At 59.0% G+C, this 22,171-nt stretch carries 20 protein-coding genes and 5 pseudogenes; 5 read left to right on the forward strand and 20 right to left on the reverse strand.

The window, feature by feature from the left end:
* Window positions 1–13: 13 nt before the first annotated feature.
* From LMH93_RS28620 to LMH93_RS28630, 3 genes are all read right to left on the reverse strand, one after another.
* Window positions 14–307: a DUF1330 domain-containing protein gene (locus tag LMH93_RS28620; RefSeq protein ID WP_010591688.1), complete on the reverse strand. Its 294-nt coding sequence runs from the start codon at window positions 305–307 to the stop codon at window positions 14–16.
* 58 nt (window positions 308–365) lie between these two features.
* Window positions 366–797, reverse strand: a complete 432-nt coding sequence (locus LMH93_RS28625; RefSeq protein ID WP_005006001.1) for a GlcG/HbpS family heme-binding protein — start codon at window positions 795–797, stop codon at window positions 366–368.
* A gap of 72 nt (window positions 798–869) precedes the next feature.
* On the reverse strand, window positions 870–1,883 hold the full coding sequence (locus LMH93_RS28630) for a zinc-binding alcohol dehydrogenase family protein (protein ID WP_060495436.1): 1,014 nt from the start codon (window positions 1,881–1,883) through the stop codon (window positions 870–872).
* Between the two features lie 263 nt (window positions 1,884–2,146).
* Here LMH93_RS28630 and LMH93_RS28635 point away from each other — a divergent pair.
* Window positions 2,147–3,303 (forward strand): IS3 family transposase gene (locus tag LMH93_RS28635; protein ID WP_096010363.1). Its coding sequence is split into 2 segments (ribosomal slippage): window positions 2,147–2,405 and window positions 2,405–3,303, totalling 1,158 coding nucleotides; the frame shifts between segments, so codons are not numbered across the junction.
* A 276-nt stretch (window positions 3,304–3,579) separates the two neighbouring features.
* On the opposite strand, the gene LMH93_RS28640 is transcribed toward LMH93_RS28635, so the two are convergent.
* The 7 genes from LMH93_RS28640 to istA form a co-directional block, all read right to left on the reverse strand.
* Window positions 3,580–4,548: a magnesium and cobalt transport protein CorA gene (locus LMH93_RS28640; RefSeq protein ID WP_003464971.1), complete on the reverse strand. Its 969-nt coding sequence runs from the start codon at window positions 4,546–4,548 to the stop codon at window positions 3,580–3,582.
* Window positions 4,545–5,249 (reverse strand): glutathione S-transferase N-terminal domain-containing protein, encoded by a 705-nt coding sequence (locus tag LMH93_RS28645; protein ID WP_003464969.1) that lies wholly within the window; start codon window positions 5,247–5,249, stop codon window positions 4,545–4,547. Before LMH93_RS28645 ends, LMH93_RS28640 begins: the two co-directional genes overlap by 4 nt.
* Window positions 5,250–5,389: 140 nt before the next feature.
* Complete coding sequence (gene msrA / locus LMH93_RS28650; RefSeq protein ID WP_003464967.1) at window positions 5,390–5,929, reverse strand: peptide-methionine (S)-S-oxide reductase MsrA; 540 nt, start codon at window positions 5,927–5,929, stop codon at window positions 5,390–5,392.
* A 1-nt stretch (window position 5,930) separates the two neighbouring features.
* Window positions 5,931–6,374, reverse strand: a complete 444-nt coding sequence (gene msrB, locus LMH93_RS28655; RefSeq protein ID WP_003464965.1) for a peptide-methionine (R)-S-oxide reductase MsrB — start codon at window positions 6,372–6,374, stop codon at window positions 5,931–5,933.
* A gap of 282 nt (window positions 6,375–6,656) precedes the next feature.
* Entirely contained in the window at window positions 6,657–7,778 is a 1,122-nt protein-coding gene (locus LMH93_RS28660) for an ISAs1-like element ISPa60 family transposase (RefSeq protein WP_076611919.1), read from the reverse strand.
* Between the two features lie 330 nt (window positions 7,779–8,108).
* Window positions 8,109–8,912, reverse strand: a complete 804-nt coding sequence (istB, locus tag LMH93_RS28665; protein ID WP_071890699.1) for an IS21-like element ISPst3 family helper ATPase IstB — start codon at window positions 8,910–8,912, stop codon at window positions 8,109–8,111.
* On the reverse strand, window positions 8,905–10,404 hold the full coding sequence (istA, locus tag LMH93_RS28670) for an IS21-like element ISPst3 family transposase (RefSeq protein ID WP_110992713.1): 1,500 nt from the start codon (window positions 10,402–10,404) through the stop codon (window positions 8,905–8,907). The genes istB and istA overlap by 8 nt, the downstream gene beginning before the upstream one ends.
* A gap of 117 nt (window positions 10,405–10,521) precedes the next feature.
* Here istA and LMH93_RS28675 point away from each other — a divergent pair.
* Window positions 10,522–11,418: pseudogene (locus LMH93_RS28675) on the forward strand (DEAD/DEAH box helicase); the annotation flags it as partial.
* Between the two features lie 363 nt (window positions 11,419–11,781).
* Here LMH93_RS28675 and LMH93_RS28680 read toward each other — a convergent pair.
* Entirely contained in the window at window positions 11,782–12,711 is a 930-nt protein-coding gene (locus LMH93_RS28680; RefSeq protein ID WP_003464945.1) for a carbon-nitrogen hydrolase family protein, read from the reverse strand.
* A gap of 26 nt (window positions 12,712–12,737) precedes the next feature.
* Complete coding sequence (locus LMH93_RS28685; RefSeq protein ID WP_049273832.1) at window positions 12,738–14,060, reverse strand: MFS transporter; 1,323 nt, start codon at window positions 14,058–14,060, stop codon at window positions 12,738–12,740.
* A gap of 80 nt (window positions 14,061–14,140) precedes the next feature.
* Between LMH93_RS28685 and LMH93_RS28690 the strand changes: the two genes are divergently transcribed.
* Together LMH93_RS28690 and LMH93_RS28695 are read left to right on the forward strand one after the other, a co-directional pair.
* Window positions 14,141–15,067, forward strand: a complete 927-nt coding sequence (locus LMH93_RS28690) for a LysR family transcriptional regulator (RefSeq protein WP_003464940.1) — start codon at window positions 14,141–14,143, stop codon at window positions 15,065–15,067.
* 290 nt (window positions 15,068–15,357) lie between these two features.
* A complete protein-coding gene (locus LMH93_RS28695; RefSeq protein ID WP_003464938.1) occupies window positions 15,358–16,560 on the forward strand; it encodes an ISL3 family transposase in 1,203 nt (400 codons plus the stop codon).
* A 5-nt stretch (window positions 16,561–16,565) separates the two neighbouring features.
* On the opposite strand, the pseudogene LMH93_RS28700 reads toward LMH93_RS28695, so the two are convergent.
* From LMH93_RS28700 to LMH93_RS28735, 8 genes and pseudogenes are all read right to left on the reverse strand, one after another.
* Window positions 16,566–17,036 (reverse strand): annotated as a pseudogene (locus LMH93_RS28700) (extracellular solute-binding protein); the annotation flags it as partial.
* A gap of 280 nt (window positions 17,037–17,316) precedes the next feature.
* Entirely contained in the window at window positions 17,317–17,541 is a 225-nt protein-coding gene (locus tag LMH93_RS28705) for a DUF2798 domain-containing protein (protein WP_003465037.1), read from the reverse strand.
* 54 nt (window positions 17,542–17,595) lie between these two features.
* The gene (locus LMH93_RS28710; protein WP_003465039.1) at window positions 17,596–18,297 is read right to left on the reverse strand and encodes a cysteine hydrolase family protein; all 702 of its coding nucleotides are present in this window, start codon (window positions 18,295–18,297) and stop codon (window positions 17,596–17,598) included.
* 90 nt (window positions 18,298–18,387) lie between these two features.
* Entirely contained in the window at window positions 18,388–18,978 is a 591-nt protein-coding gene (locus LMH93_RS28715; RefSeq protein ID WP_003465041.1) for a TetR/AcrR family transcriptional regulator, read from the reverse strand.
* 81 nt (window positions 18,979–19,059) lie between these two features.
* Window positions 19,060–19,737, reverse strand: a complete 678-nt coding sequence (locus tag LMH93_RS28720) for a GntR family transcriptional regulator (protein WP_016487046.1) — start codon at window positions 19,735–19,737, stop codon at window positions 19,060–19,062.
* 69 nt (window positions 19,738–19,806) lie between these two features.
* Window positions 19,807–20,004: pseudogene (locus LMH93_RS28725) on the reverse strand (SDR family oxidoreductase); the annotation flags it as partial.
* A gap of 91 nt (window positions 20,005–20,095) precedes the next feature.
* Window positions 20,096–20,254 (reverse strand): annotated as a pseudogene (locus tag LMH93_RS28730) (MerR family transcriptional regulator); the annotation flags it as partial.
* 369 nt (window positions 20,255–20,623) lie between these two features.
* Window positions 20,624–21,826 carry an ISL3 family transposase gene (locus tag LMH93_RS28735; protein ID WP_003464938.1) on the reverse strand — a complete coding sequence of 401 codons (1,203 nt, stop codon included), beginning with the start codon at window positions 21,824–21,826 and terminating at the stop codon, window positions 20,624–20,626.
* A gap of 99 nt (window positions 21,827–21,925) precedes the next feature.
* Between LMH93_RS28735 and LMH93_RS28740 the strand changes: the two are divergent.
* Window positions 21,926–22,162: pseudogene (locus LMH93_RS28740) on the forward strand (IS3 family transposase); the annotation flags it as partial.
* Between the last annotated feature and the right edge of the window lie 9 nt (window positions 22,163–22,171).

The raw sequence follows: 22,171 nt of genomic DNA on the forward strand, positions 1-22,171 counted from the left end.
TTCTGTCGGTATGTCACCGCCGCCCTTCAATGATAAAGGCGCGGTAACGGGAACCGGCAAAGCGTTGAGCAGCGATGGTTTGGTAGGCGGGACTGTCATACCAGTCGCGAGCGGCCTGCATCGTCGGGAAACGCAAGATTACGGCCCCTTCGATGGGCGGCCCCTCCAAATGCTGGATCGCGCCATAAGCGGCGAGAAAGGTAACGTCGTGACCATCGAACGATGGTCCGACGCCTGCAGAATAGGTTGCGAGTGCATGTGGGTCGCTGGTTTCTTCCCGCGTAAAGACGACGAACGCTTCCATCATTAGGCCTCTCAAAGGTTGGATCTGTTGGCCATTACCACCGGTGATGGCCTCACAGTCGTCAGGCTGGCAACTGGAACCCGATTTTCATGAGTGCCTCGACGCACGCATCCTGATCCTGCTGATAGTTGCCTCCGGAGATGCCTATGCCGCCGATCAACTTCCCATCCTCCAGAATCGGATAACCGCCGCCGACAGCGACCATCCGAGGGCGATAGGCTAGCGGCGCCACTTTTGGATCGTTGGTCACATAGTCGTTCCAGACATGGGTCGGGAACCCAAACGAGGCGGAACTCCAGGCCTTGTCGATGGCAACATCGACGGTAAGGAACGGCGCATCGTCGGTGCGCTCGAACGCGCGCAGGTTACCGGTGGCGTCGACGACGGCGACGGCAGCCGGGATGCCGATGGCACGGGCCGCAGCGAGCGCCGCGTCGATGAGGGCGACTGCGGTTTCGCGGTTGATCGAGGCGGTGGCAATAGATTTGGTCATGGGATTCTCATCGCTGGGGCATAACCCGTTCGGCTTTTTGAGGTTGGACAAGATGTTTGGCGATCGCGGTCGTTAGAAGCCTTCGAGGACGATCTTGCCTTTAGCCGCGCCACTTTCGATCAGTGCATGCACCGTCTTCAGATTGGCGGCATTGATCGGCGACAGTCGCCGGGTCAGCGTCGTGCGGATTTTGCCGTCGTCAACCAGCGCTGCCATCGCATCCAGAATCTCGCCCTGCTCATTCATGTCGGGCGTGCCGTAGATCGACCGCGTGAACATCAGCTCGTGGTGGATCGACACCGCCTTGCGCTTGAAAACCATGATATCGAATGCCTTGGGATCGTCGATCAGTCCGAACCGTCCTTGTGGGGCGATCAGTTCGGCGATGTCGGCGACATGTTGCTCGGTATGTGTGGTCGAAAAGACGAAAGCGGGAGCACCGATGCCGAGTTCGGCGATCTGTGGCGCGAGCGGACGAGAATGGTCGATGACGTGGTGAGCTCCAAGCCCTCTTACCCACTCTTGGGTTTCCGGTCGAGAGGCTGTGGCGATGACGGTGAGGTCCGTGCGCTGTCGCGCGATCTGGACGGCGATCGACCCAACCCCGCCCGCGCCACCGATGATGAGGATCGCCTCCGCCGCACCGGGTACGGGCTTCGCCACGTCCAGGCGGTCGAACATCGCCTCCCAGGCCGTCAACGTCGTCAGCGGCAGCGCCGCCGCTTCCGCCCAGGAGAGCGACGCAGGTTTGTGACCGACAATCCGGGCGTCGACGAGATGGAACTCCGCATTGGTACCGGGCCGTGTGATCGATCCGGCATAATAGACCTCGTCGCCTAACTCGAACTGCGTGACGTCGGGGCCGACCTCGCGCACAATCCCGGCGGCATCCCATCCCAGCACCTTCCAATCGCCATCTGCCGGCGGCGTGCTGTTGCGGACCTTGTAGTCGACCGGGTTGACCGAGACGGCCTTCACCTCAACCAGGATATCGTATCCTGCAGCGACAGACCGAGGCAGATTGATGTCGACCAGCGCGGCATCCGCGGCGATGGGTCCCGGAACCTTGTAACCAATGGCTTTCATAAATGTCTCCAGCTTGCTTGATCGGATGACGCGAATGCTCGTTAGTCAACTTCTTCTACATTGAGGTCCCGACTCTTGAACTGGGTCGCGGTAGCAGATTTCATCGAACACGTCGATCAACAGGCCCTTATGCTCGGTCGCCGGATCGGTGATCGCGTAGAGGGTGGAGGCGTTATCGCCATCATCACCGCTTCCGAGGCGAAATGATCTTGCCCAGTCCCAGTGGACACCCCGTTAAGCGATAAACTGCAACGAGGTGAATCATGGCAAGACAAGCAACCCCAATGAAACAGACCCGCACCCGCCATTCCCAAGCCTACAAGGACGAAGCGCTGGCTTTGGCCGAGCGCATTGGCGTCAGCAAGGCTGCCGAACAGCTCGGCCTGCATGCTTCCCAGCTCTACGGCTGGCGGAGCAAGAAGCACCAGACTCAGGCCGGCAGCGAGCGCGAGCAGTCGCTGGCCGACGAGAATGCCCGACTCAAGCGGCTGTTGGCCGAGCACGCCGAGGAGCTGACCATCGTAAAAAAGGCCGCCGCGTACTTTGCCAAGAGCCTCAAGTGAAGTACGCCTTCATGAGGACTCATACCGCGCATTTCTCGATCCAGGCCATGTGTCGCGTGTTGGGCGTTGCCCGCAGCGGTTACTACGCTTGGTGCTCTCGCAGGCCGTCAATGCGCCAGCGGCGAAGAGCCGAACTGGATCGGCAGGTCGCTCAGGCATACAGCGCATGCAAGGGCCGCAGCGGGGCTCCACGGCTGTGCCACGACCTGCGGGAAGCCGGCCTACCCTGCAATCGCAAGACGGTAGCCGCCTCGATGCAACGGCAAGGACTGCGTGCCAAGGCCGCCAAGAAGTTCAAGGCCACGACCAATTCTCAGCACTCCCTGCCAGTGGCAGAGAACTTGCTCAAGCAGGATTTCAAGGCATCTGCGCCAAATCAGAAATGGGTGGGTGACATCACCTACCTGCATACAGAGGAAGGCTGGCTGTATCTGGCAGTGGTCATCGATCTATATTCACGGATGGTGATCGGCTGGGCCATGAACGAGCGCATGACGGCCGACTTGGTTTGCGATGCCTTGCACATGGCGCTGTGGCGACGCAGGCAGCCTAATGACGTGATCGTGCATAGCGACCGCGGCAGCCAGTACTGCTCAGCGGCTTACCAGGAGCTGATCCGCGCCCATCACTTGCGATGCAGCATGAGCGCCAAAGGCAACTGCTACGACAATGCCTGTGCAGAGAGCTTCTTCCACAGCCTGAAGGTCGAGTGCATCCACGGCGAGCGCTTCACGAGCCGCGCCCAGATGCGTGAAACCGTGTTTGAATACGTCGAAACCGATTACAACCGCCAGCGGCGACACAGCACGCTGGGGCACATCAGCCCAGAGGCCTTCGAGGCCAGGATGTGTGCTTAAACCCGTGTCCACGGCTGCTGGGCAAGATCAAAACGCCGCGTCGACGCAGATGCCGCACGGACCGATGGTTGATCCTGGCTCGAGATCGACGAGATTGCTGTCCTTGACGCGCTATTCGCGGTCTTAGCCCTTGGCGATGAAGGACTGAACTGCTTGTAGAGCGTCGGTCAGCTGCTATGTCATGGACGCACCTTCATCTTGAGTTGGATTGGACAAGCTTCCGTATAAGGCCCGCTGTAACCGTCAGATGACGGCGAAGAAAACGATGGGCAGTATTCACAGCCACTTAGCCTTCTTGAAGCGCACAAATAGGAAAACGCACGATATCGCTATCACTCCGAGCACGACAAAGTATCCGTAGGCCGTGTCCAGCTCCGGCATGTGCTTAAAGTTCATGCCGTATATTCCAGCGATCGCCGTCGGGACTGCCAGTATTGCCGCCCAAGCCGCCAGCTGGCGGGTGATCACCCCCGTCCTTTGCGCTTCAAGAAGGCTGCTGGCCTCAAAGACCGTGGACAGGACAAGCAGGAGGCCGTCGACCATGGACTGCACGCGGTGGACATGGTCCGCGACGTCGTGGAAATATGGTGTCATTTCGGCGCTGATGCAGGGAAAGTGGCCGCGAACGAGCTTTCGCACCAGCTCGGCCATAGCCCCGAGCGTGCGCTGGAACCGCGTGAGTTCGGACCTTAGTTCGAAGATTCGCGCCACCTCTTCTGGCCCGAGGAAATCGTGCAGCGACCGTCGCTCCATCGCCAGGACGTCGTCCTCGATCATTTCGAAGATGGGCAGATACTGGTCGACCACGCGATGCAAGATCGCGTGCAGCACATAGTCGACACCCTTGCCGAACTGCGTCGGCGATGCCTCGAGTTGCTCCCGAAGTTTGCCCAGCGCTCCGGCATTGCCGTGCCGCACGGTGATAAGGTGATTGTGACCGGTGAAGATCGCCATCTTGCCGTAGCTGATCCGGTCGCCGACCAGCTCGGCGGTCTGCGCGACGACGTACAACTCATCGTTGTAGACCTCGAGCTTGGGCGGGCACAGCGGGTGCATCGCGTTGTCGATCGCCAACGGATGAAGATTATATGTCCTTTGGATCGCGAGTAGTTCCTCGGGGGTGGGTTCGCTAAGCGCGATCCAGCAGAAGCCCGAGCGACTCTCGCCCAACTTGACGTGCTCATCGAGCGCGATTTCGCGAACTCGCTTGCCTTCGTTGTAATAATAGGCGGCGATGATGCTCATGCTGGCCTCGCGGGAATGTGGAGGCCACGCTGGACGGCCGGTCGAGCCAGCCCGCGTCCAAGCCATGCGCGGACGTTCGAAAAGCTGCTGAGGCCAAGGATGTCACCCGCAGCGTAGAATTCCACCAGCGCATTCACCCAGCCGAGCGTCGCGATGTCCGCGATCGAATAGTCGTCGACGATCCAGTCGCGGCCTTCCAGCCGGCGATCCAGAATCCCCAGCAGACGCGTGGATTCGTCGATAAAGCGCTGTTGCGGCCGCTTGTCCTCATAGTCCTTGCCGCCAAATCGCAGGAAGAAGCCGAGCTGACCGAACATCGGCCCGATGGCCGACATCTGAAAGAACACCCACGCTAGGGTCTCGTAACGCTGGCCTGGTTCGGTGGAGATGAACTGACCCGTCTTGTCGGCCAGATAGAGGAGGATCGCACCGGATTCCCATAAGGCGATGGGTCTACCGTCAGGGCCAGCCGGATCGATGATCGCCGGTATGCGTCCGTTCGGGTTCAGCGACACGAACGCCGGATCCTTCGACTCGTTGTTCGAGATGTCGATCAGGTGGGGCTCGTACGCCAGGCCAGTCTCCTCAAGCATGATCGAGACCTTGACGCCATTGGGCGTAGGGGCTGCGTAGAGTTGCAGGCGATCGGGATGAGATGCCGGCCAGCGCTGCGTGATCGGAAAGGACGAGAGGTCTGGCATAAATCTGCGATCCTGGTGTTGCGATGGCGACTGACTGGAACGAGCCGTCACTCTGAAGTAGGGTTCGATGACCGCGTCGCTGAACGACGCGGTCACGAAGATTGCGGACCGGATCGGCGCAGTGGCAACGGCAGTGAAGCCTATTCCGCCGCGGTCCCGGCCGCTGGCTGTACGTCGTCAACCTTTTGGCGCTTCGGAAGCACCCAGCCGGGACGGACGAAGTGGCAGGTGTAGCCGCCCGGGCGCTTCTCCAGATAATCCTGGTGATCGGGCTCGGCCTCCCAGAACTCGCCGACCGGCTGGACCTCGGTCACCACTTTGCCATCCCACAGCCCCGAGGCATCCACATCGGCGATCGTATCCTCGGCGACGCGCTTCTGCTCCTCGTCGACATAATAGATGCCCGACCGGTAGGAGAGCCCACGATCATTGCCCTGGCGGTTCAGCGTCGTCGGATCGTGGATCTGGAAGAAGAATTCCAGGATGTTCCGGTAGCTCGTCACTGTCGGGTCGAAGACAATCTCGATCCCCTCGGCATGCGTGCCGTGATTACGATACGTGGCGTTCGGAATATCGCCGCCCGTGTAACCCACACGGGTCGAGATGATGCCGGGCCGCTTGCGGATCAGATCCTGCATGCCCCAGAAACATCCTCCTGCGAGAACAGCGCGCTGATGCATGTTAAGCCTCCTCTACTTGATCGAGATATTCACCGTATCCCTCGGACTCCATCTCGTCGCGCGGGATGAAGCGAAGGGACGCTGAGTTGATGCAGTACCGCAGACCGCCGCGGTCGGAAGGACCATCGGGGAACACATGGCCGAGATGACTGTCTGCGTGTACTGACCTGACCTCCGTCCGGACCATGCCGTGTGCGCTGTCCCGCACCTCGTTCACGTTTGCCGAAACGATCGGCTTGGTGAAGCTGGGCCAGCCAGTACCCGAATCGAACTTGTCCGTCGAAGCGAACAGTGGCTCTCCCGACACTATGTCGACGTAGATGCCAGGCTCCTTGTTGTCGTTGTACTCGCCCGTGAAGGGCCTTTCGGTGCCCGCCTCCTGGGTAATTCGGTGTTGCTCGGGAGTCAGGTGGTCGATTGCTGTCTGTGACTTTTCAAACTTCATTACAGTCTCCAATACTTATCTAGAGGGCCAGGCACGCTACCGCTAATTTTTTATGTCTCCTGATTTGCTCCTACAATGGTAGTGGGATGGCAAACGAGGTTTTACTAAGTGTTGGAAAATTAGAGATTTAAATTTCGCGTCTATTAATTCTAGCGCAACTGAGTGGTTAAGCAAGTACGTAATCAGTAAATATTAAAAAAATAACACAAAAGCACGATTATATAATACAGTGTCAGTGTTTTATGATAATCAACAACGCCTGTCAAGGCAATCGCATGAAGCTCACCTGAGACCTAATAGTTCAGCCCGATAATCATCAGAGGTTGCAGCAATCAGCCTTCGTGCCTTGATGCCACCCTTGCGCTTGACCGGATCCAACCGGATCAAATTCAATGTAAGTTGCTTGAGAACGGCCATGTTGTGGGCAGCATGCCCGGTTCGGATCCGCATCTGATCGTCACCAAAAATGACATCCATGCACCAGTGGACGCGGTTCTCCACGCCCCAGTGCGCCCTGATGGCATGTGCGATGCGCTCTGCATCCGGAGCAAGACTGCTGATGTAGTAACGGCGCTCCAGGCTGGTCTGGTTGCCCACAGTCCGCTCGGACTCCAGCATCACGAAAGTGCGCAGTCCTGGCCAGCGTTCTGGCTGTGGCAGGCACTGGAGTTGGTCGAAAACATGGCTGCGACGAACCTCCAGCCGGCCATGGTCCTTCTCGACATGCTCGAAGTGCGCATGGGGTACCCGGGCAGGATCGCCGTCCAAAAAGGTGTCAGCGAAGTCATCGATCGCTTCGGCCAGCTTCGGCTGGTTTCCCTTGATGGCCAGCAGATAGTGCGCCCCGCGATCGAGAATGGCCTGTGCAATGTCCGGCTGGGTACCCATGGCATCGATCGTCACGGTGCAGCCCTCAAGCGCCAGTGTGGCCAGCAGCTCAGGAATGGCGGTCTTCTCGTTGGACTTCTGGGAGGTCGCCCTCTGCCCGAGAATCAGCCCTGAATCAGCCGCAAAAGCGCTGACCAGGTGCAACGGGGCCGTGTTTTTCTTGCCGGAGCGGCGACTGGTCTTGCCGTCTAGGGCAACCACTTGCGGAGAAAGGGCCGGTAGGATCGCCGCAACCCAACAGCGGAAGGCCTGCTCGAACTCCTCTGGATCGATCAGGCTGAATAGCCGTCCAAAGGTGTCGTGTGAGGGAATGCCGTGGGGTAGTTTCAGAATACGGCGGAACCAGTCCAGCCGCTGCTCAGCCCAGAGTTCGATTTCGATGAAGGTGTCAGCGCCGGCAAGCACGCCGCAGATAGCCACGACCAGTGTTTCGACCAGGTCGTGACGAATCTTGCCCTGCTGACGGGGATCATTGATGGCGACCAGAACATCGGAGATTGGTATGTGATGCGACATTGCAGGGCATCCTGAGTAGAGAGGCGCTCAGGATGCCCGCTGGGAAAGGACTCATTCAAATCGGCAGGCGTTCATGCGATTGCCCTGCAACGCCTGTTTAGATGCTGGTAGATGCGAATTTTTTGGCGTACAGTCAAAATTTTCTGATGGTTGCTTAGTGTGTTGGCGCTGATGGAAAATTGACCCAGGGCGGATTGCTGATTTTGTTACCAGCAACTGTGGATAAGTCTACCAGCGCAGCTGCTGTTGCCCCCACTCCTTCGCTAGCCCAGTTCAGTTGTTTAAGACCTGCCACACGCAGCCATGTAGCAGGCCGTCGTCGCCATGAAATCAGAACGGCTCATCGTCCTCCGGTTCCTGGCCGCCCTTACGCTTTCGCTCCCGTGATTTGATCTTGGCCTGGGCCGCCAAGCTACTGTGTTGCAGGCGATAGGACTCGTTACCGGTTTCGACGATGTGGCAGTGGTGGGTCAGCCGATCCAGCAGGGCGGTGGTCATCTTGGCGTCGCCGAACACGCTCGACCATTCGGCGAAGCTCAGGTTGGTGGTGATCACCACGCTGGTGTGTTCGTACAGCTTGGATAGCAGGTGAAACAGCAACGCACCGCCGGCCTGGCTGAAGGGCAGATAACCCAGTTCGTCGAGGATGACCAGATCCATGCGCAGCAGAGCTTGGGCGATCCGCCCGGCTTTGCCGTCGTGCTTTTCGCGCTCCAGCAGATTGACCAGATCGACCGTGGAGTAGAAGCGCACGCGCTTGCCGTGCCGGGTGATGCCGGACACGGCCAGCGCAGTGGCCAGGTGGGTTTTACCGGTGCCAGGCCCACCGATCAGCACCACGTTCTGCGCGGTGTCGGTAAAGGCCAGACTGGCCAGTTCGCTGATCAAACGAGCGTCTGCGCTGGAGGCGCTGAAGTCGAAGCCGGCCAGATCGCGGTGCATCGGCAGCTTGGCCATGTTCATCTGGTGGCTCACCGAGCGCATGGCGCGATCTGTGTGCTCTTGTTCCAGCAGGTGTTCGAGCAGCCACTTGGACGAGGCTGTGTTCGACTCACCCTGTGCAGTTAACTCCGCCAAGGCCGTGGCCATGCCGTGCAGGCGCAGCTCCTTGAGTTCCGCCATCAAATCACGCATGACCGACCTCCTCGGCCTGGCCACGCAGGCGGTCGTAGCGCGCCGTGTTAGCGACGGGGGCTTCCTTGAGCGACAAGTGGGTTTCGACGCTGGGTGGTGGTTCGGATGCTGTCAGCCGTGCCACGACATTGAGGATGTGTTCGGCGCTCAGGCTGCCGCTCTCCAGTACCAGCTCAACGGCTACCAGCACGGCATCGAGTCCGGCGACCGGTACGGCAGCCAGGACTTGCGCCATGATCCGGTCACCGCCGGCATGACGCCCCAGACCGTGCTTAAGCTGACGCAGCGGCGCCGGCAGATCAGCAAAGGGCGCGCCGTTGCGCAGCGCACCGGGCTTGCGTTCGATCAGCGGGAGGTAGTGCTGCCAGTCATAGCTGACCTGGTCGCGATCCAGCAAGCGGACATGGCTGGCGATCAGCGCGTCGTCAGCCACCACCTCGATTCGCGTCGGATACAAACGGCTGCTGACCCACTTACCCGCGTACTCACACGGCACCGAGTAGCGGTTGCGCCCGACGCTGACCAGGCAGGTGCTGGAGACCCGCGCAGGCCGCTCGACGTAACCGTCGAATGGCGCTGGCACAGGCATCAGTTCAGCGCGCTCCAACTCCAGCACTTCGGCCACACTCAGCCCGCTGTATTGAGGGTGCGTCAGCTCGTTCCAAAGCGCGCGGCAGCGCTGGCCCAGCCAGGCATTGAGTTCCTCGAAGGAGTGAAACTGGCAGTCCTGGGCGTCTAGCCAGATACGCCTGCGGCTGTCTTGCACGTTCTTTTCAACGATGCCCTTTTCCCAACCAGCGGCGACGTTGCAGAAGTCCGGATCGAACAGGTAATGCGCGCACATCACCGCAAAGCGTGCATTCACCGCCCGGCCTTTGCCCTTATTGACCTTGTCGACGGCCGTCTTCATGTTGTCGTAGATGCCCCGGCGCGGCACGCCGCCCAAGGCGCCGAACGAGCGTGTATGGGCGTCAAATAACATCTCATGGCCCTGGCTCGGATACGCCACAAGCCAGAACGCACGGCTGGCACACAGCTTCAGATGTGCCACCTGCATACGCCGGTAAATGCCGCCGACCAGCAAGCCTTCCTCGCTCCAGTCAAACTGAAACGCCTCGCCAAGAGCAAAGGTCAGCGGCACAAAGGCCTGCGACGCCTTGCCCTGTCCCCCTCGCCAGGCACGGATAAACGCGGTGAGCTGGCTGTAGCCACCGTCATAACCTTCGGCTTTGATTTGCGCCAACAGCGCCTTGGCACTGCGCCGCTGTTGCTTGGGGCGCAGCGAATCGGCTTTTAGCGCCTGCTCTAGCGTGGCGTGAAAAGGGCTGAGTTTGTTAAAGATCGCGCGGCGTTGGTACACCGGCTGCTTGGCCTCAGGTGCTCTGACCCACTTGCGAATCGTGTTGCGCGCCAGCCCGGTGCGCTTGGCTATCTCATGCAGCGACAGCTTGTCGCGGAAATACATCCGCCGAATTTTGCCCATCATTTCCATACTGATCACCCTGTGTTCTCCTGCTCAAAAATTGAGCAGAAGCAGTTGAACACCTGGGTCAGTTTTCAGTCGGCAGAACAGCCTCTACTGGGTCAGTTTTCGGTCAGCGGCAACACCCTGGCCCGCTACTCGTCCCCCGAGGGACACCTGATCTGCGACTACCGCTATGGCCTGAGGGAGGCCATTGCCGACGGGGTGTGCCGCGCGCCCCGCATCGTCCTTCTCGATAACCAGAAGGTGAAGCTAACTGAAGAACTGGAGACCGAGAGCACCGTCAGGCTGTTCCCCAGCATCGCCAAGCTGCTTGGTGAATCCCCCGTCACCTTCGAAGAGCTGTTGCGCCATGACGAGGTGATCGACCAACTGCTCGGCCTGGGATGCGCCAAGCTGGATGAGCTTCGCCAGATCAAGCCGGATGCAGCCGGCCTGGTGGTCGCCACCGATATTGAGCACGCCCAGCAGATTGTCCAGGCTCTGGAAGCCAGCGGGGAAGGTTGCCGCGTAGTGACCAACCGGACTCCGAATGCCCAACAGGTGATCAATGCGTTCAGGCACAGTGATTGCCGCTGGATCGTCGCTGTTGGGATGATCAGCGAGGGTACGGATATCCCCCGCCTGCAGGTGTGCTGCTACCTCAGCCGCATCCGTACTGAGCTGCACTACCGGCAAGTCCTGGGGCGCGTGCTGCGGCGGATGGGCGAGTCCGATGATCAGGCTTGGCTGTTCATGCTGGCGGAGCCAACATTGCGGCGCTTTGCGGAGCGCATTGCGGATGATCTGCCGGATGACCTGGCAGTGCTGAGCCGGGTGAAGATGCCCGCTGCCTCTTCTGGTTCGATGGCTGGTGGGATGGGGGCTACCTGCGATATCGATGGCTGCGGTGGAGGCGAGGCCGGGCAAAGCCTTGGTGCAGGTTTGGCGGGTGCCTACTCGCTGGGGGATTTTGCTGCTGAGCCGAGCTATCAGGTCAGTTTTTCTCAGCACTATCGGCAGTTGTTGTTGGCTTGCCTCTGATGGTCGGTAAGCAGTTAGCCCCAACTAGGGTGAGGCTGCCCGAAGTCTGACCGAGCCAACACAGGCCAGTCACCAGCCTTTCACCAATTCCGCGCCGAGCGGCCCAATGCGCTCTCGGGGCGTTCAGCTATTCGCGAAAGGCATCTCTTGGCCGATAGCTGGTCCGCTTTGTGCCACAAGCGGACGTTAAGTCGGTGAGTTATCTGTCTTGGCAAATCGGTTTGGGCCTAAGCCCTCGCTACACAGGAAATGGCGGCAACAACCTGGCCAGCAATAAAAAGCCGCCTTGCGGCGGCTCTATCCCTAAAGCAGTCATGCCCAAACTGGACGGTCAAAGGGAGGATTTCACTAAACAGGCTCTACTTATCGCTCCAGGGTTACCGGGGCCTGCGGGGCAATGTTCACCTTGAGTTCAAAGATGTCCGGCCGGGCATAATGGCCGACGACATCAAAGTCCAAGTTGGCTTGGCTAAGCAGATCCATATTGAGGTCTGCATAGATTTCTGTCTCGCAGTCGAACACCGGCCCTGCCAGTACTTCTCCGAGCGGACTTACAACCATGCTGCCCCCTCGCATCACGTAATCGTCCTCGTTGAACTCCAGGCCGAATGCATCGCGGTGCTGTTGTGGGTATTCACCAAGACGGATTGCCTGGCAGGCTGACAACACATAAACACGCCCTTCAAGAGCAATGTGCACCATGGAGCTGGCCCAGGACGGACGGTCATCTGCTGTCGGGGCGCAGTAGATCTGAACACCCTGGGCATACATGGCCTGGCGTAGTGCTGGCATGTAGTTCTCCCAGCAAATCACGCTCCCCAGGACGCCAAAATCAGTTTCTACAGGCTCGATTGTCGAGCCATCACCGAAGCCCCAAATTAGTCGTTCCTGGCCGGTGGGCATCAGCTTGCGGTGGTAACCGGCAATACCCCGGCCTGGGGCGATGGTGACCGCGGTGCAGTAAAGGGTGCGACCGAAGCGCTCGATTACACCAATCACAGTGGTAACCCCTGTGTGCTCGACACTTTCAGCAAGCAATGCCAGTTCCGGCCCATCCAGCGTCACAGCCCCATCGACATAGCGTTGGTACAGCTCACGCCCGCTGATGCTGCGATTACCCACTACGCTACCGAAAGCTATCCCCTTGGGATATCCGCCAATGAACGCTTCAGGGAATACGGCCAGCCTTGCACCTTGATCTGCTACGCGCCGCAGAATTGTGGAAGCCTTTTCAACGCTGGCTGCAGGATCATAAGGAACAGAGGCGGCCTGGATGACTGCAATTTTGGTCATGAAAAACTCCTGAGGGCAGTAAGAACCTAGAAACGTGTGATGTCGTTGTCGCGGGTTTCCGGCAAGGTCTTCCACAGCACGATGAGGCATGCCAGCGAGACGGCTGCTAGATAGGCGGCAGGGATGTTCGCGTCGCCAGCCTGGCTAATCAGGGCGGCGGCAATGAAGGGGCCTGGGCCTGCGAGTGTCGCCAGGGCCAGGTTGTGACCGAGCGCTGCTCCCGTGGAGCGGATGGACGCTGGAAAGACTTCAACCAGCAGCACCACATCCATCACCGCAGTTACAGCCACAAGTAGTCCCAGAACGATCAATCCTGCGAGGATTGCCACTGGGTTGCCGGTGTTGAGCAGCAGGAAGATTGGATAGGCCAGTACAGAGAGTGCGGCAGCAGCACTGAGCAGCAGCTTGCGTCGCCCGATGCTGTCGCTGAGCCGGCCGATCAGTGGATTGGCAATGACATAGACAACCAGCGCGATGCTGCACAGCCATAGTGCATTGCTTCGTGGTAGCCCAACGGTAGTGACCAGGTGGTTATTGGCGTAGGTGATGAAGTAGTAGAGCGAGACGCCGAACAGCGCTGAGAAGGCGAAAGTAGTGATGAAGGCGCGACGGTGTACAGACTTGCTCGGTGCTTCGAACTGTTGTGAATCGCGTTGACGTACCAGCTCTTCATACACGGGGGTATCACCCAGCTTCCGGCGGATGAAGATGGCGATACCGGTCATCACGATGGAGGCAACGAATGGGATCCGCCAGCCCCAGGACGCCAGTTGCTGGTCATCGAGTGTTGAGGTGAGGCTCGCGGCGGTGAACGTACCAAACAAGAAGGCCAAGCCAGCCGTTCCAGTGATAACGCTGGCTGCCGTCGCGCGGCGGTTGGACGGAGCACTCTCTACGATGTAGATACCTGCGCTAGACCATTCGCCCCCTACCATCATGCCTTGCACGAAACGCATGACGATCAGCAAGACAGGTGCAGCGATACCGATTGCCTCATAGGTGGGCAAAAGTCCGATGATCGTGGTGCACACACCCATACCGAAGACAGTGATGATAAGCACCGCGCGGCGACCGAGGCGGTCACCGATGGGCCCCAGAATCAATGCTCCAAATGGTCGCGATACGAAGCCTACGGCGAACACTGCCAGCGACGACAGCAGCGATACACCTGGGGCGCTAGAGGGGAAGAACAACATACCGATCACGGCAGCGAAGTAGCCGTAGATGGCGAAGTCGAACCACTCCATGAAGTTGCCGATACCCACCGCGATTGCACGCTTGCGAATGTCTGACTGCTCACCCTTGGTATGGATACTGCTTGGATTTACTTTTTTATTAATTGCGTCCACGGTGCTCCCCAGCTTTTCTTAGGTGTGTATGGGCAGCAGACTATGAATCCTCTCGGCCGCAGAGCAAACGATTAGAAAATATGAGCCGGATTAGTGTACGTAATATCTCGAGAATTGATCTGAACCTGCTGCTGACGTTCCACTGCCTGATGACCGAGCGCAGTGCCACCCGAGCCTCGGCCATGCTGCATGTGACCCAGGGGGCAGTTAGCTCGGCGTTGCGTCGTTTGCGTGAGCATTTCGGAGATGAGCTCTTTATCCGCACCGCTTCCGGAATGCAGCCAACCCGTAGGGCGATGGAGCTGGCGCCGAAGATCGCCGAGGCCCTTACGTCTATCTCAGGCGTGCTTGGGGCAGAGCCGGATTTCTCCGCACACGACTCGAGCTACATTTTCAACATCGGTCTGTCCGATGATATTGAGGCCTATCTCGCTCCGCGGATCGTTAACGCCGCAGCGGATCAGGGGCTGGGAGTGAGCTTTTCGTTCCATCAGAGCAACAGCTCACTGTGGAAACAGTCGCTACAAGATCCGGACATGGATCTAGTGATTTGCAGCGAGCCGAAAGACTTCAGCAGCGGGTATTCATCCAAGGTGCTGTTTTCCTCGTCATACTCCTGCTTGTACCTGCCTGGCGCAGACAACGCAGGCACACCTATCGGCCTGGAGGAGTACTTCGAGGCAAGCCATGTGCGAGTTTCCTATGACGGCCGCCGCGGCTTTATCGACGACATGTTCGAAGCGGCGGGCTATTCGAGGCGTGTTATAGCCTCATTCACCCACTTCAGTGGCGCGCTCACCACGTTGATCAGCAGCGGCGCGATAGCCACAATTCCCACGTTCGCCGCCGAGAGCTATTCGGCCATGACTCGGCTAAGTATTTGTCCGGCGCCGATTCCGGTTCCATCATTTCGATGCTTCATGGTTTGGGACATTGCCAAGAACAGTAAGCCTCAGCACGAATGGCTGCGGCTATTCATCGGGCAGCTGACACAGAAGCTTGCTTAGACTTGGTCGCAGGTAGCCAGGAGTTACGGGAAAAAGGGGGCGGATTTATTGGAATCATCGACCGCTTCTGACCGATTTGTGCCGGTCGTCAAGGACCGCTTCGGATCACTCTCAACCGGATCGCGGGCCAGCTGATTTGCTAAAAACCCGCGCCAAACTCAACGAAGGATTTCGCATGATCCGTTTTTTTTGGTTCTTCGCGGAGTCTGGGGGAAGAGCGAGTTGACAGTCAGGGAAGCAGGTAAATTGGCAGTCGCCAAACACACCCTTCACCTGTCCCTGCTGTCGCCGTGCATCCTATTGATCTTGCCGCTTTCTGGCCAGGCTACGACGCCGTTACCTGTCGCCCATCTACCGATAACACCCTCCTCATTGAGCTTGAACCTCAAGCCGGCTCTCTTCCTAAGTGCGGGCGTTGTGGCCAGTTCAGCCCGTTGATTCACGATCGCCGGATTCGTCTGGTGCGTGATCGTGATCTGTTCGATCAGCGCGTCCTGCTTCAACTACCAGTGCGCCGAGTCGATTGCCTGAGTTGTGGGCGGGTGACCGAGCGGATCGACTGGTTGGAGCCAGCATCTCGGCTGACCCAGCGGTTACGGATATGGCTCGAAAGCTTGCTGCGGCTGCTGCCGATCAGCCACGTCAGCCAGCTCACCGGCCTGCATTGGCACACCCTCAAAACGCTCGATAAACGACGCCTTCAAGCCGAGGTAGGCAACTTCGATTCAACCGGTGTCCGCCGCCTGGTGATGGACGAGTTCGCCCTGCACAAAGGGCATCGCTATGCCACGGTCATCATGGATGCCGAGCGAACGCGGGTATTGTGGGTCGGCCACGGCAACAGCCGCGAGGCGGTCCGCCCGTTCTTTGAATTGCTCGGCAAGCACTGCCAGCAGATAGAGGCGGTGGCCATGGACATGAACACGGCTTTTGATTTGGAGGTGAAGAAGCATTGCCCGCAAGCCGAAGTGGTGTACGACCTGTTTCACGTCGTCGCGCGCTACGGTCGGGATGTGATCGACCGTATCCGGGTTGACCAGGCCAACCTCCTGCGCGAAGACAAGCCGGCACGAAAGGCGGTCAAGCAAAGCCGCTGGCTGCTGCTGCGCAATCGCAACAACCTGAAGGACGGACAAGCCGTGCAGCTTCAAGAACTACTCGCGGCCAACCAGCCGCTGGCTACGGTCTATGTCCTCAAGGATGCGCTGAAGGATGTCTGGTTCGCCCCCAGCGTACGAGAGGGCTGGCGCCGCTGGCGAACCTGGTTGCGGCACGCCCGGGACAGCGGCCTCGCGCCGCTACAGCGCTTCGCTCGCAACCTGCGCAAATACGCCCGAGGCATCCTCGCCAGTGCCAACTTCCATATGCATACCAGCGTCCTTGAGGGCGTCAACAACCGCATCAAGGTGATCAAGCGTATGGCCTATGGTTTTCGGGACTCGGAATACTTTTTCCTGAAAATCAAGGCTGCCTTCCCCGGGAAAGCGCGATGAACCTATTTTTTGGTGTCCCAGAAGTCGGCCCAGGTCTTGGGTACGTCCGCGCCTTTGAACGCGTCCGTGCGATACGCCAGCACCGTGGAGTAGCTGATGTAGCCGACGCTGTATTCGTCCTTGAGGCTGTCGGGTATTTGCGCGGCATTGGGAATCAGCGCAAGGTCGAGCTTCTCGAACAGCCCTTCGGCTTCGCCACGGATGCAGTCGCCAGTGGGCAGGTCCACCACGTCCCAGGTGACCTTGCCGCTCTCGACCTGGGTCTTGATGATCGGGTAGGCCTTGGGCGAGCTGTCCTGTTTGAGCGTCAGACCGAGCTTTTTCGCCGCAGGCTCCAGGATCGCCTTGCTCTGGGCTTCCTGATAAGCACCGCCCTGGGATACGAACGTGATGTCCTCGGCCATGGCCTGGGTGGCGCTACCGATGAACAGGGCCAGACTCGCGAGTTGGAAAGCTGTAGTGCGCAATGTGCTCATGGAAAGACTCCGAATGGTTGGCAGATTTTCTTGGGCGAGCTGTAGGTTTTGTTGTCGGTCGCTCTGCGGGACCATGGAGGTCTAATGTACCGGCTTGTCCGTGAACGAAGCGGCTACAAATGCGCGGATGAAAAGTGGTTTATTGCGAAAATGCGAACGGGCACAGTATTTCGTGCGTCGGGTGCGGGCTTGCGCGCCTGTCGCGAGCAGCCCCGAAGCCCCCGGTAGGAGCGAGCATGCTCGCGATGGCGGTGTGTTGGGTGAGTCATAGCCAAGTCATTCAGCCCACCGTCATCCGCCTCACCACGCGCCGAATCATCGGCGCCGCCAGCACCACCACCGGCAACATCGATACCCACGACAGCGCCCACGCGTTCAACCAGCGGCCGGCAAAGGCCAGGTCGAGCGCATGGGGTGTGGTGGCGATGGCGGCCGCGACCGCGCAGGTCAGGCCGGATTGAACGACGCCGAAAACGAAATGCTCATAACGGGCGGGGATTTTCATCGGGGGTTCTCGAGAAAGAGCGGGGGGGCGCGATGCCCGGCCGCTCGGGCACGATCAAGCCGGTTGCAGTTGCGCGATAGTCTCTTCGGTGGTCCACAGCCCGTGGGCGAGGAAGCGGTAATTGATGATGGCCGCCAGGTAGCCGTCGCCATCCGGCAGGCGCGGGCCGGCGGTGGCGTCGCGTACCACGACTATTTCAAAGCCCTGTTCGAGCAGTTCGCGCAGGTGTGATTCCACGCAAAGGTTGGCCGCCATGCCGGCGAGGATGATCTGCGACACGCCTTTCTTGCGCAATTGCAGCGCCAGGTCGTTGGTTTCCGGGCCGTAGACCTTGTGCGGCGAGGCGATGATGGTCTCGCCGTCGAGAATGTACGGCTTGTAGATCTCGAGGAAATCGGCGCCGGAGCCTTCGAAGTTTTCCAGGGTGTTCGGTCCCTTGCGATCGAACATGCAGATGCTGTGCATGACCTTTTCCAGCGGACCGCCAAAATGCCAGTCGTGGTCGTGCGGGTAGTAATAGTGTGGCGACACGGCCACGGGCAGGTCGTGAGCCTTGAAGGCCTTGAACAGTTTTTCCAGGTTTTCGACGGTGTTGTTCTCGACGATGCTCTCACCGAACACCGCCCAACTGGCGCCGGCAGGGCTGAGGAAGTCGTTCTGTGGGTCGATGACCACCAGGGCGGCTTTGCTCAGGTCGAGCTTGAAACCAGTGGCAGGCAGTGCGGGTTCGGCGGGGTCGGCGTACAGATGGCTCATGACGATTTACCTCTTGGGTGCTTGCGTGGATGAGACGTGAATGTTGCTTTATATAAATGACCAGTCGTCTTATTAATGAGGAAAAAAAACTCACTCCAATAGCCGAGGCAAGACCATCGATACGAAACGCTGCAGAGGTGCACCGTCGCGCAGGACCTTGCCGCGCATGACCGCACCTTCCCAGCCTTCGACGATGACACTGGCCAGCGCTTCGGCGTCGTGAGTTTCAGAGAGTTCGCGGCGCTGCTGCGCTTCACGCAGGCAGCTCGCGAGCAAACCTTCCCAGCGCGCCAGCACATCGGCCAGACGCTTGCGGGTTTGTTCGCTGCCATTGGACATTTCCAGGGACAGGTTGCCAATCAGGCAACCCAGGCTGTATTCATGCTCGCCGTGCTCGAGCACCAGGGCCTGGAAGAACTGGCCGATGCGCTCCAGCGGCTTGACCCGGGCGTCGTAGAAGATCGGCCCGTGGCGGGTTTCGATCGAGGTCCAGTATTCCTCGAGGATCTCTGCCGCGAAGTCTTCCTTGCTGGCGAAGTAGTTGTAGAAAGAGCCCTTGGGAATCTCGGCAGCGGCGGTGATGTCCTGGACGCCGCAGCCGTTGAAGCCACGGTTGTGAACCACCTGGCGGCCAATCGACAGCAAACGGGATCTGACTTCGAGGTTGACCGGGCGAGCCATGACAGAGACATCCAGTGATGAGAAAGTTTTAATAAACTAACTGGTCATCTATGTTTCGTCAACAGTCGAATTGACTGCCAATCAGTCCGCCTGCGCCATCTCGATGTACTCGAGCATCTTCTCGTTGCCATCGAGAATGTCACGGCAGATGGCCGCCCGTGCCGCCGCGCCATCGCGGCGCTTGAGTGCGTCGAGCACTTCCCAGTGATGGTCGATGGCCATGCGCTCGTTGAAGTTGCCATAGGCACGGGCGATCAGTGGGCCGGTGCGCATCCACAGGCTATCGAGCAAACCCGCCAGCACCGGCATGCGCGCGATGGTGGTCAGCGCGTAGTGAAATTGCTGATTGCACTTGAGAGCGGCTTGCAAGTCCTGGGCGTTGATCGCGGCGATGTTGTTTTCGATGCAGGCTTGCAGGTCTGCGAGTTCGCTGTCGGTCACCAGCGCGGCGGCCGTCTCCGCAGCCAGGCCTTCAAGCGCCAGGCGGATGCTGCGGATCTCGCCGTATTGCGCGGCGGTGAGGATGGGTACGCGGATGTCACGCGGGGTCTTGAGGATCAGCGCCTGTTCCTTGGCCAGTTGCAGGATCGCGTCGCGCACCGGTGTGACGCTGGTGCCCAGTTGTTCGGCCAGGTCGCGGATGCGCAGGCGGTCATCGGGCTGGAAACGCCCGGTGATCAGTGCCTCGCGCAGCAACTCGTAGATGCCACTGCCCAGGTAAGAGTGATTGAGGGTTTGAATAGGGTAGGGGTTGCTCATTGATCGCTCATCTGCGGCGGATGCCCGGCCCGAATGATGGAAGTTTCCGGCCGGGATTTCCAGATTATTTCAGACGTGCTGACCACCGTTGACATGAATCTCCGAACCGTTGATGTACGACGCGCCTCGGGTGCAGAGGAAATGCACCAGGGATGCGACTTCTTCCGGCTTGCCCAAGCGGTGCATGGGGATCTGCTGATCGACGATCAGTTCGGTCCCGGCAGACAGGATCGACGTCTCGATCTCACCCGGTGCAATCGCATTGACGGGGTTTGGGGAGCAATGGAACCAAAAACCAACGTAAGCTCTGAATCCCACCGTAAAGGGGCTTTCCGATCTCCAGCTCACCCGCCAGGCATTACTCTCTGATCAGTGCCTCGATGATCGGGCAGATCGTTCCGCCGTCTCCCGCATCACATTGCTGCACCAGTTCGCCTAACAGTTGCTGCATGACGACCAAGTCGGCCATCTTCTGCTCGATCAACGCGAGCTTGCGTGCAGCCCGTGCTCGCGTTTCTGTGGGAGGAAAATAAAGTGTCATCCTAACTACAGGACCCTGCAACGTAGCAATTCCTGCAAAAATCCATTTAAAACAATGACTTATTTCAATTCTGCCATCTGCAAGCGTTTTGTGGGGATGGAGGCCGGAATCATTAAAGTATCATCCTAATTTTCGCTCAACCTTGGAAAATGCTGAGAATCGTAAAAATAAAGTTTCATCCTTTCCGCTACTAGTTCAAGGCTTTCCCGCCGCTTTCTTCCGGCCGCCGGCAACAACGCTGCTTGGCTGAGGCGATCCACTTGCGCTACCGCTCACTGATCAGATCGCACTTGAACTCGACGAGCAGCCAACCATCAGGCCGAGCGTGATCGCCAAAAAAAAGGTTCATCGCGCTTTCCCGGGGAAGGCAGCCTTGATTTTCAGGAAAAAGTATTCCGAGTCCCGAAAACCATAGGCCATACGCTTGATCACCTTGATGCGGTTGTTGACGCCCTCAAGGACGCTGGTATGCATATGGAAGTTGGCACTGGCGAGGATGCCTCGGGCGTATTTGCGCAGGTTGCGAGCGAAGCGCTGTAGCGGCGCGAGGCCGCTGTCCCGGGCGTGCCGCAACCAGGTTCGCCAGCGGCGCCAGCCCTCTCGTACGCTGGGGGCGAACCAGACATCCTTCAGCGCATCCTTGAGGACATAGACCGTAGCCAGCGGCTGGTTGGCCGCGAGTAGTTCTTGAAGCTGCACGGCTTGTCCGTCCTTCAGGTTGTTGCGATTGCGCAGCAGCAGCCAGCGGCTTTGCTTGACCGCCTTTCGTGCCGGCTTGTCTTCGCGCAGGAGGTTGGCCTGGTCAACCCGGATACGGTCGATCACATCCCGACCGTAGCGCGCGACGACGTGAAACAGGTCGTACACCACTTCGGCTTGCGGGCAATGCTTCTTCACCTCCAAATCAAAAGCCGTGTTCATGTCCATGGCCACCGCCTCTATCTGCTGGCAGTGCTTGCCGAGCAATTCAAAGAACGGGCGGACCGCCTCGCGGCTGTTGCCGTGGCCGACCCACAATACCCGCGTTCGCTCGGCATCCATGATGACCGTGGCATAGCGATGCCCTTTGTGCAGGGCGAACTCGTCCATCACCAGGCGGCGGACACCGGTTGAATCGAAGTTGCCTACCTCGGCTTGAAGGCGTCGTTTATCGAGCGTTTTGAGGGTGTGCCAATGCAGGCCGGTGAGCTGGCTGACGTGGCTGATCGGCAGCAGCCGCAGCAAGCTTTCGAGCCATATCCGTAACCGCTGGGTCAGCCGAGATGCTGGCTCCAACCAGTCGATCCGCTCGGTCACCCGCCCACAACTCAGGCAATCGACTCGGCGCACTGGTAGTTGAAGCAGGACGCGCTGATCGAACAGATCACGATCACGCACCAGACGAATCCGGCGATCGTGAATCAACGGGCTGAACTGGCCACAACGCCCGCACTTAGGAAGAGAGCCGGCTTGAGGTTCAAGCTCAATGAGGAGGGTGTTATCGGTAGATGGGCGACAGGTAACGGCGTCGTAGCCTGGCCAGAAAGCGGCAAGATCAATAGGATGCACGGCGACAGCAGGGACAGGTGAAGGGTGTGTTTGGCGACTGCCAATTTACCTGCTTCCCTGACTGTCAACTCGCTCTTCCCCCAGACTCCGCGAAGAACCAATTTTATGCGGTGGTACAACAACGAGCACCGACATAGCCGCATCCGGTTCGTCACACCGGCTGAGCGGCATCGAGGGCTGGACCATCAGGTCTTGGCCCGGCGACATGAGTTGTACGAACGAGCCAAGGAAAACAAACCGGAGCGGTGGTCAGGCCGGACGCGTAACTGGGAACCGATCGGCACCGTGTTGTTGAACCAGGATCGAGAGCAACAGAACGAGAAAATGGCGGCATAGTTAGACGGT

This window comes from Pseudomonas sp. CIP-10 (genome assembly GCF_020911845.1).
Lineage (GTDB): Bacteria > Pseudomonadota > Gammaproteobacteria > Pseudomonadales > Pseudomonadaceae > Aquipseudomonas > Aquipseudomonas alloputida.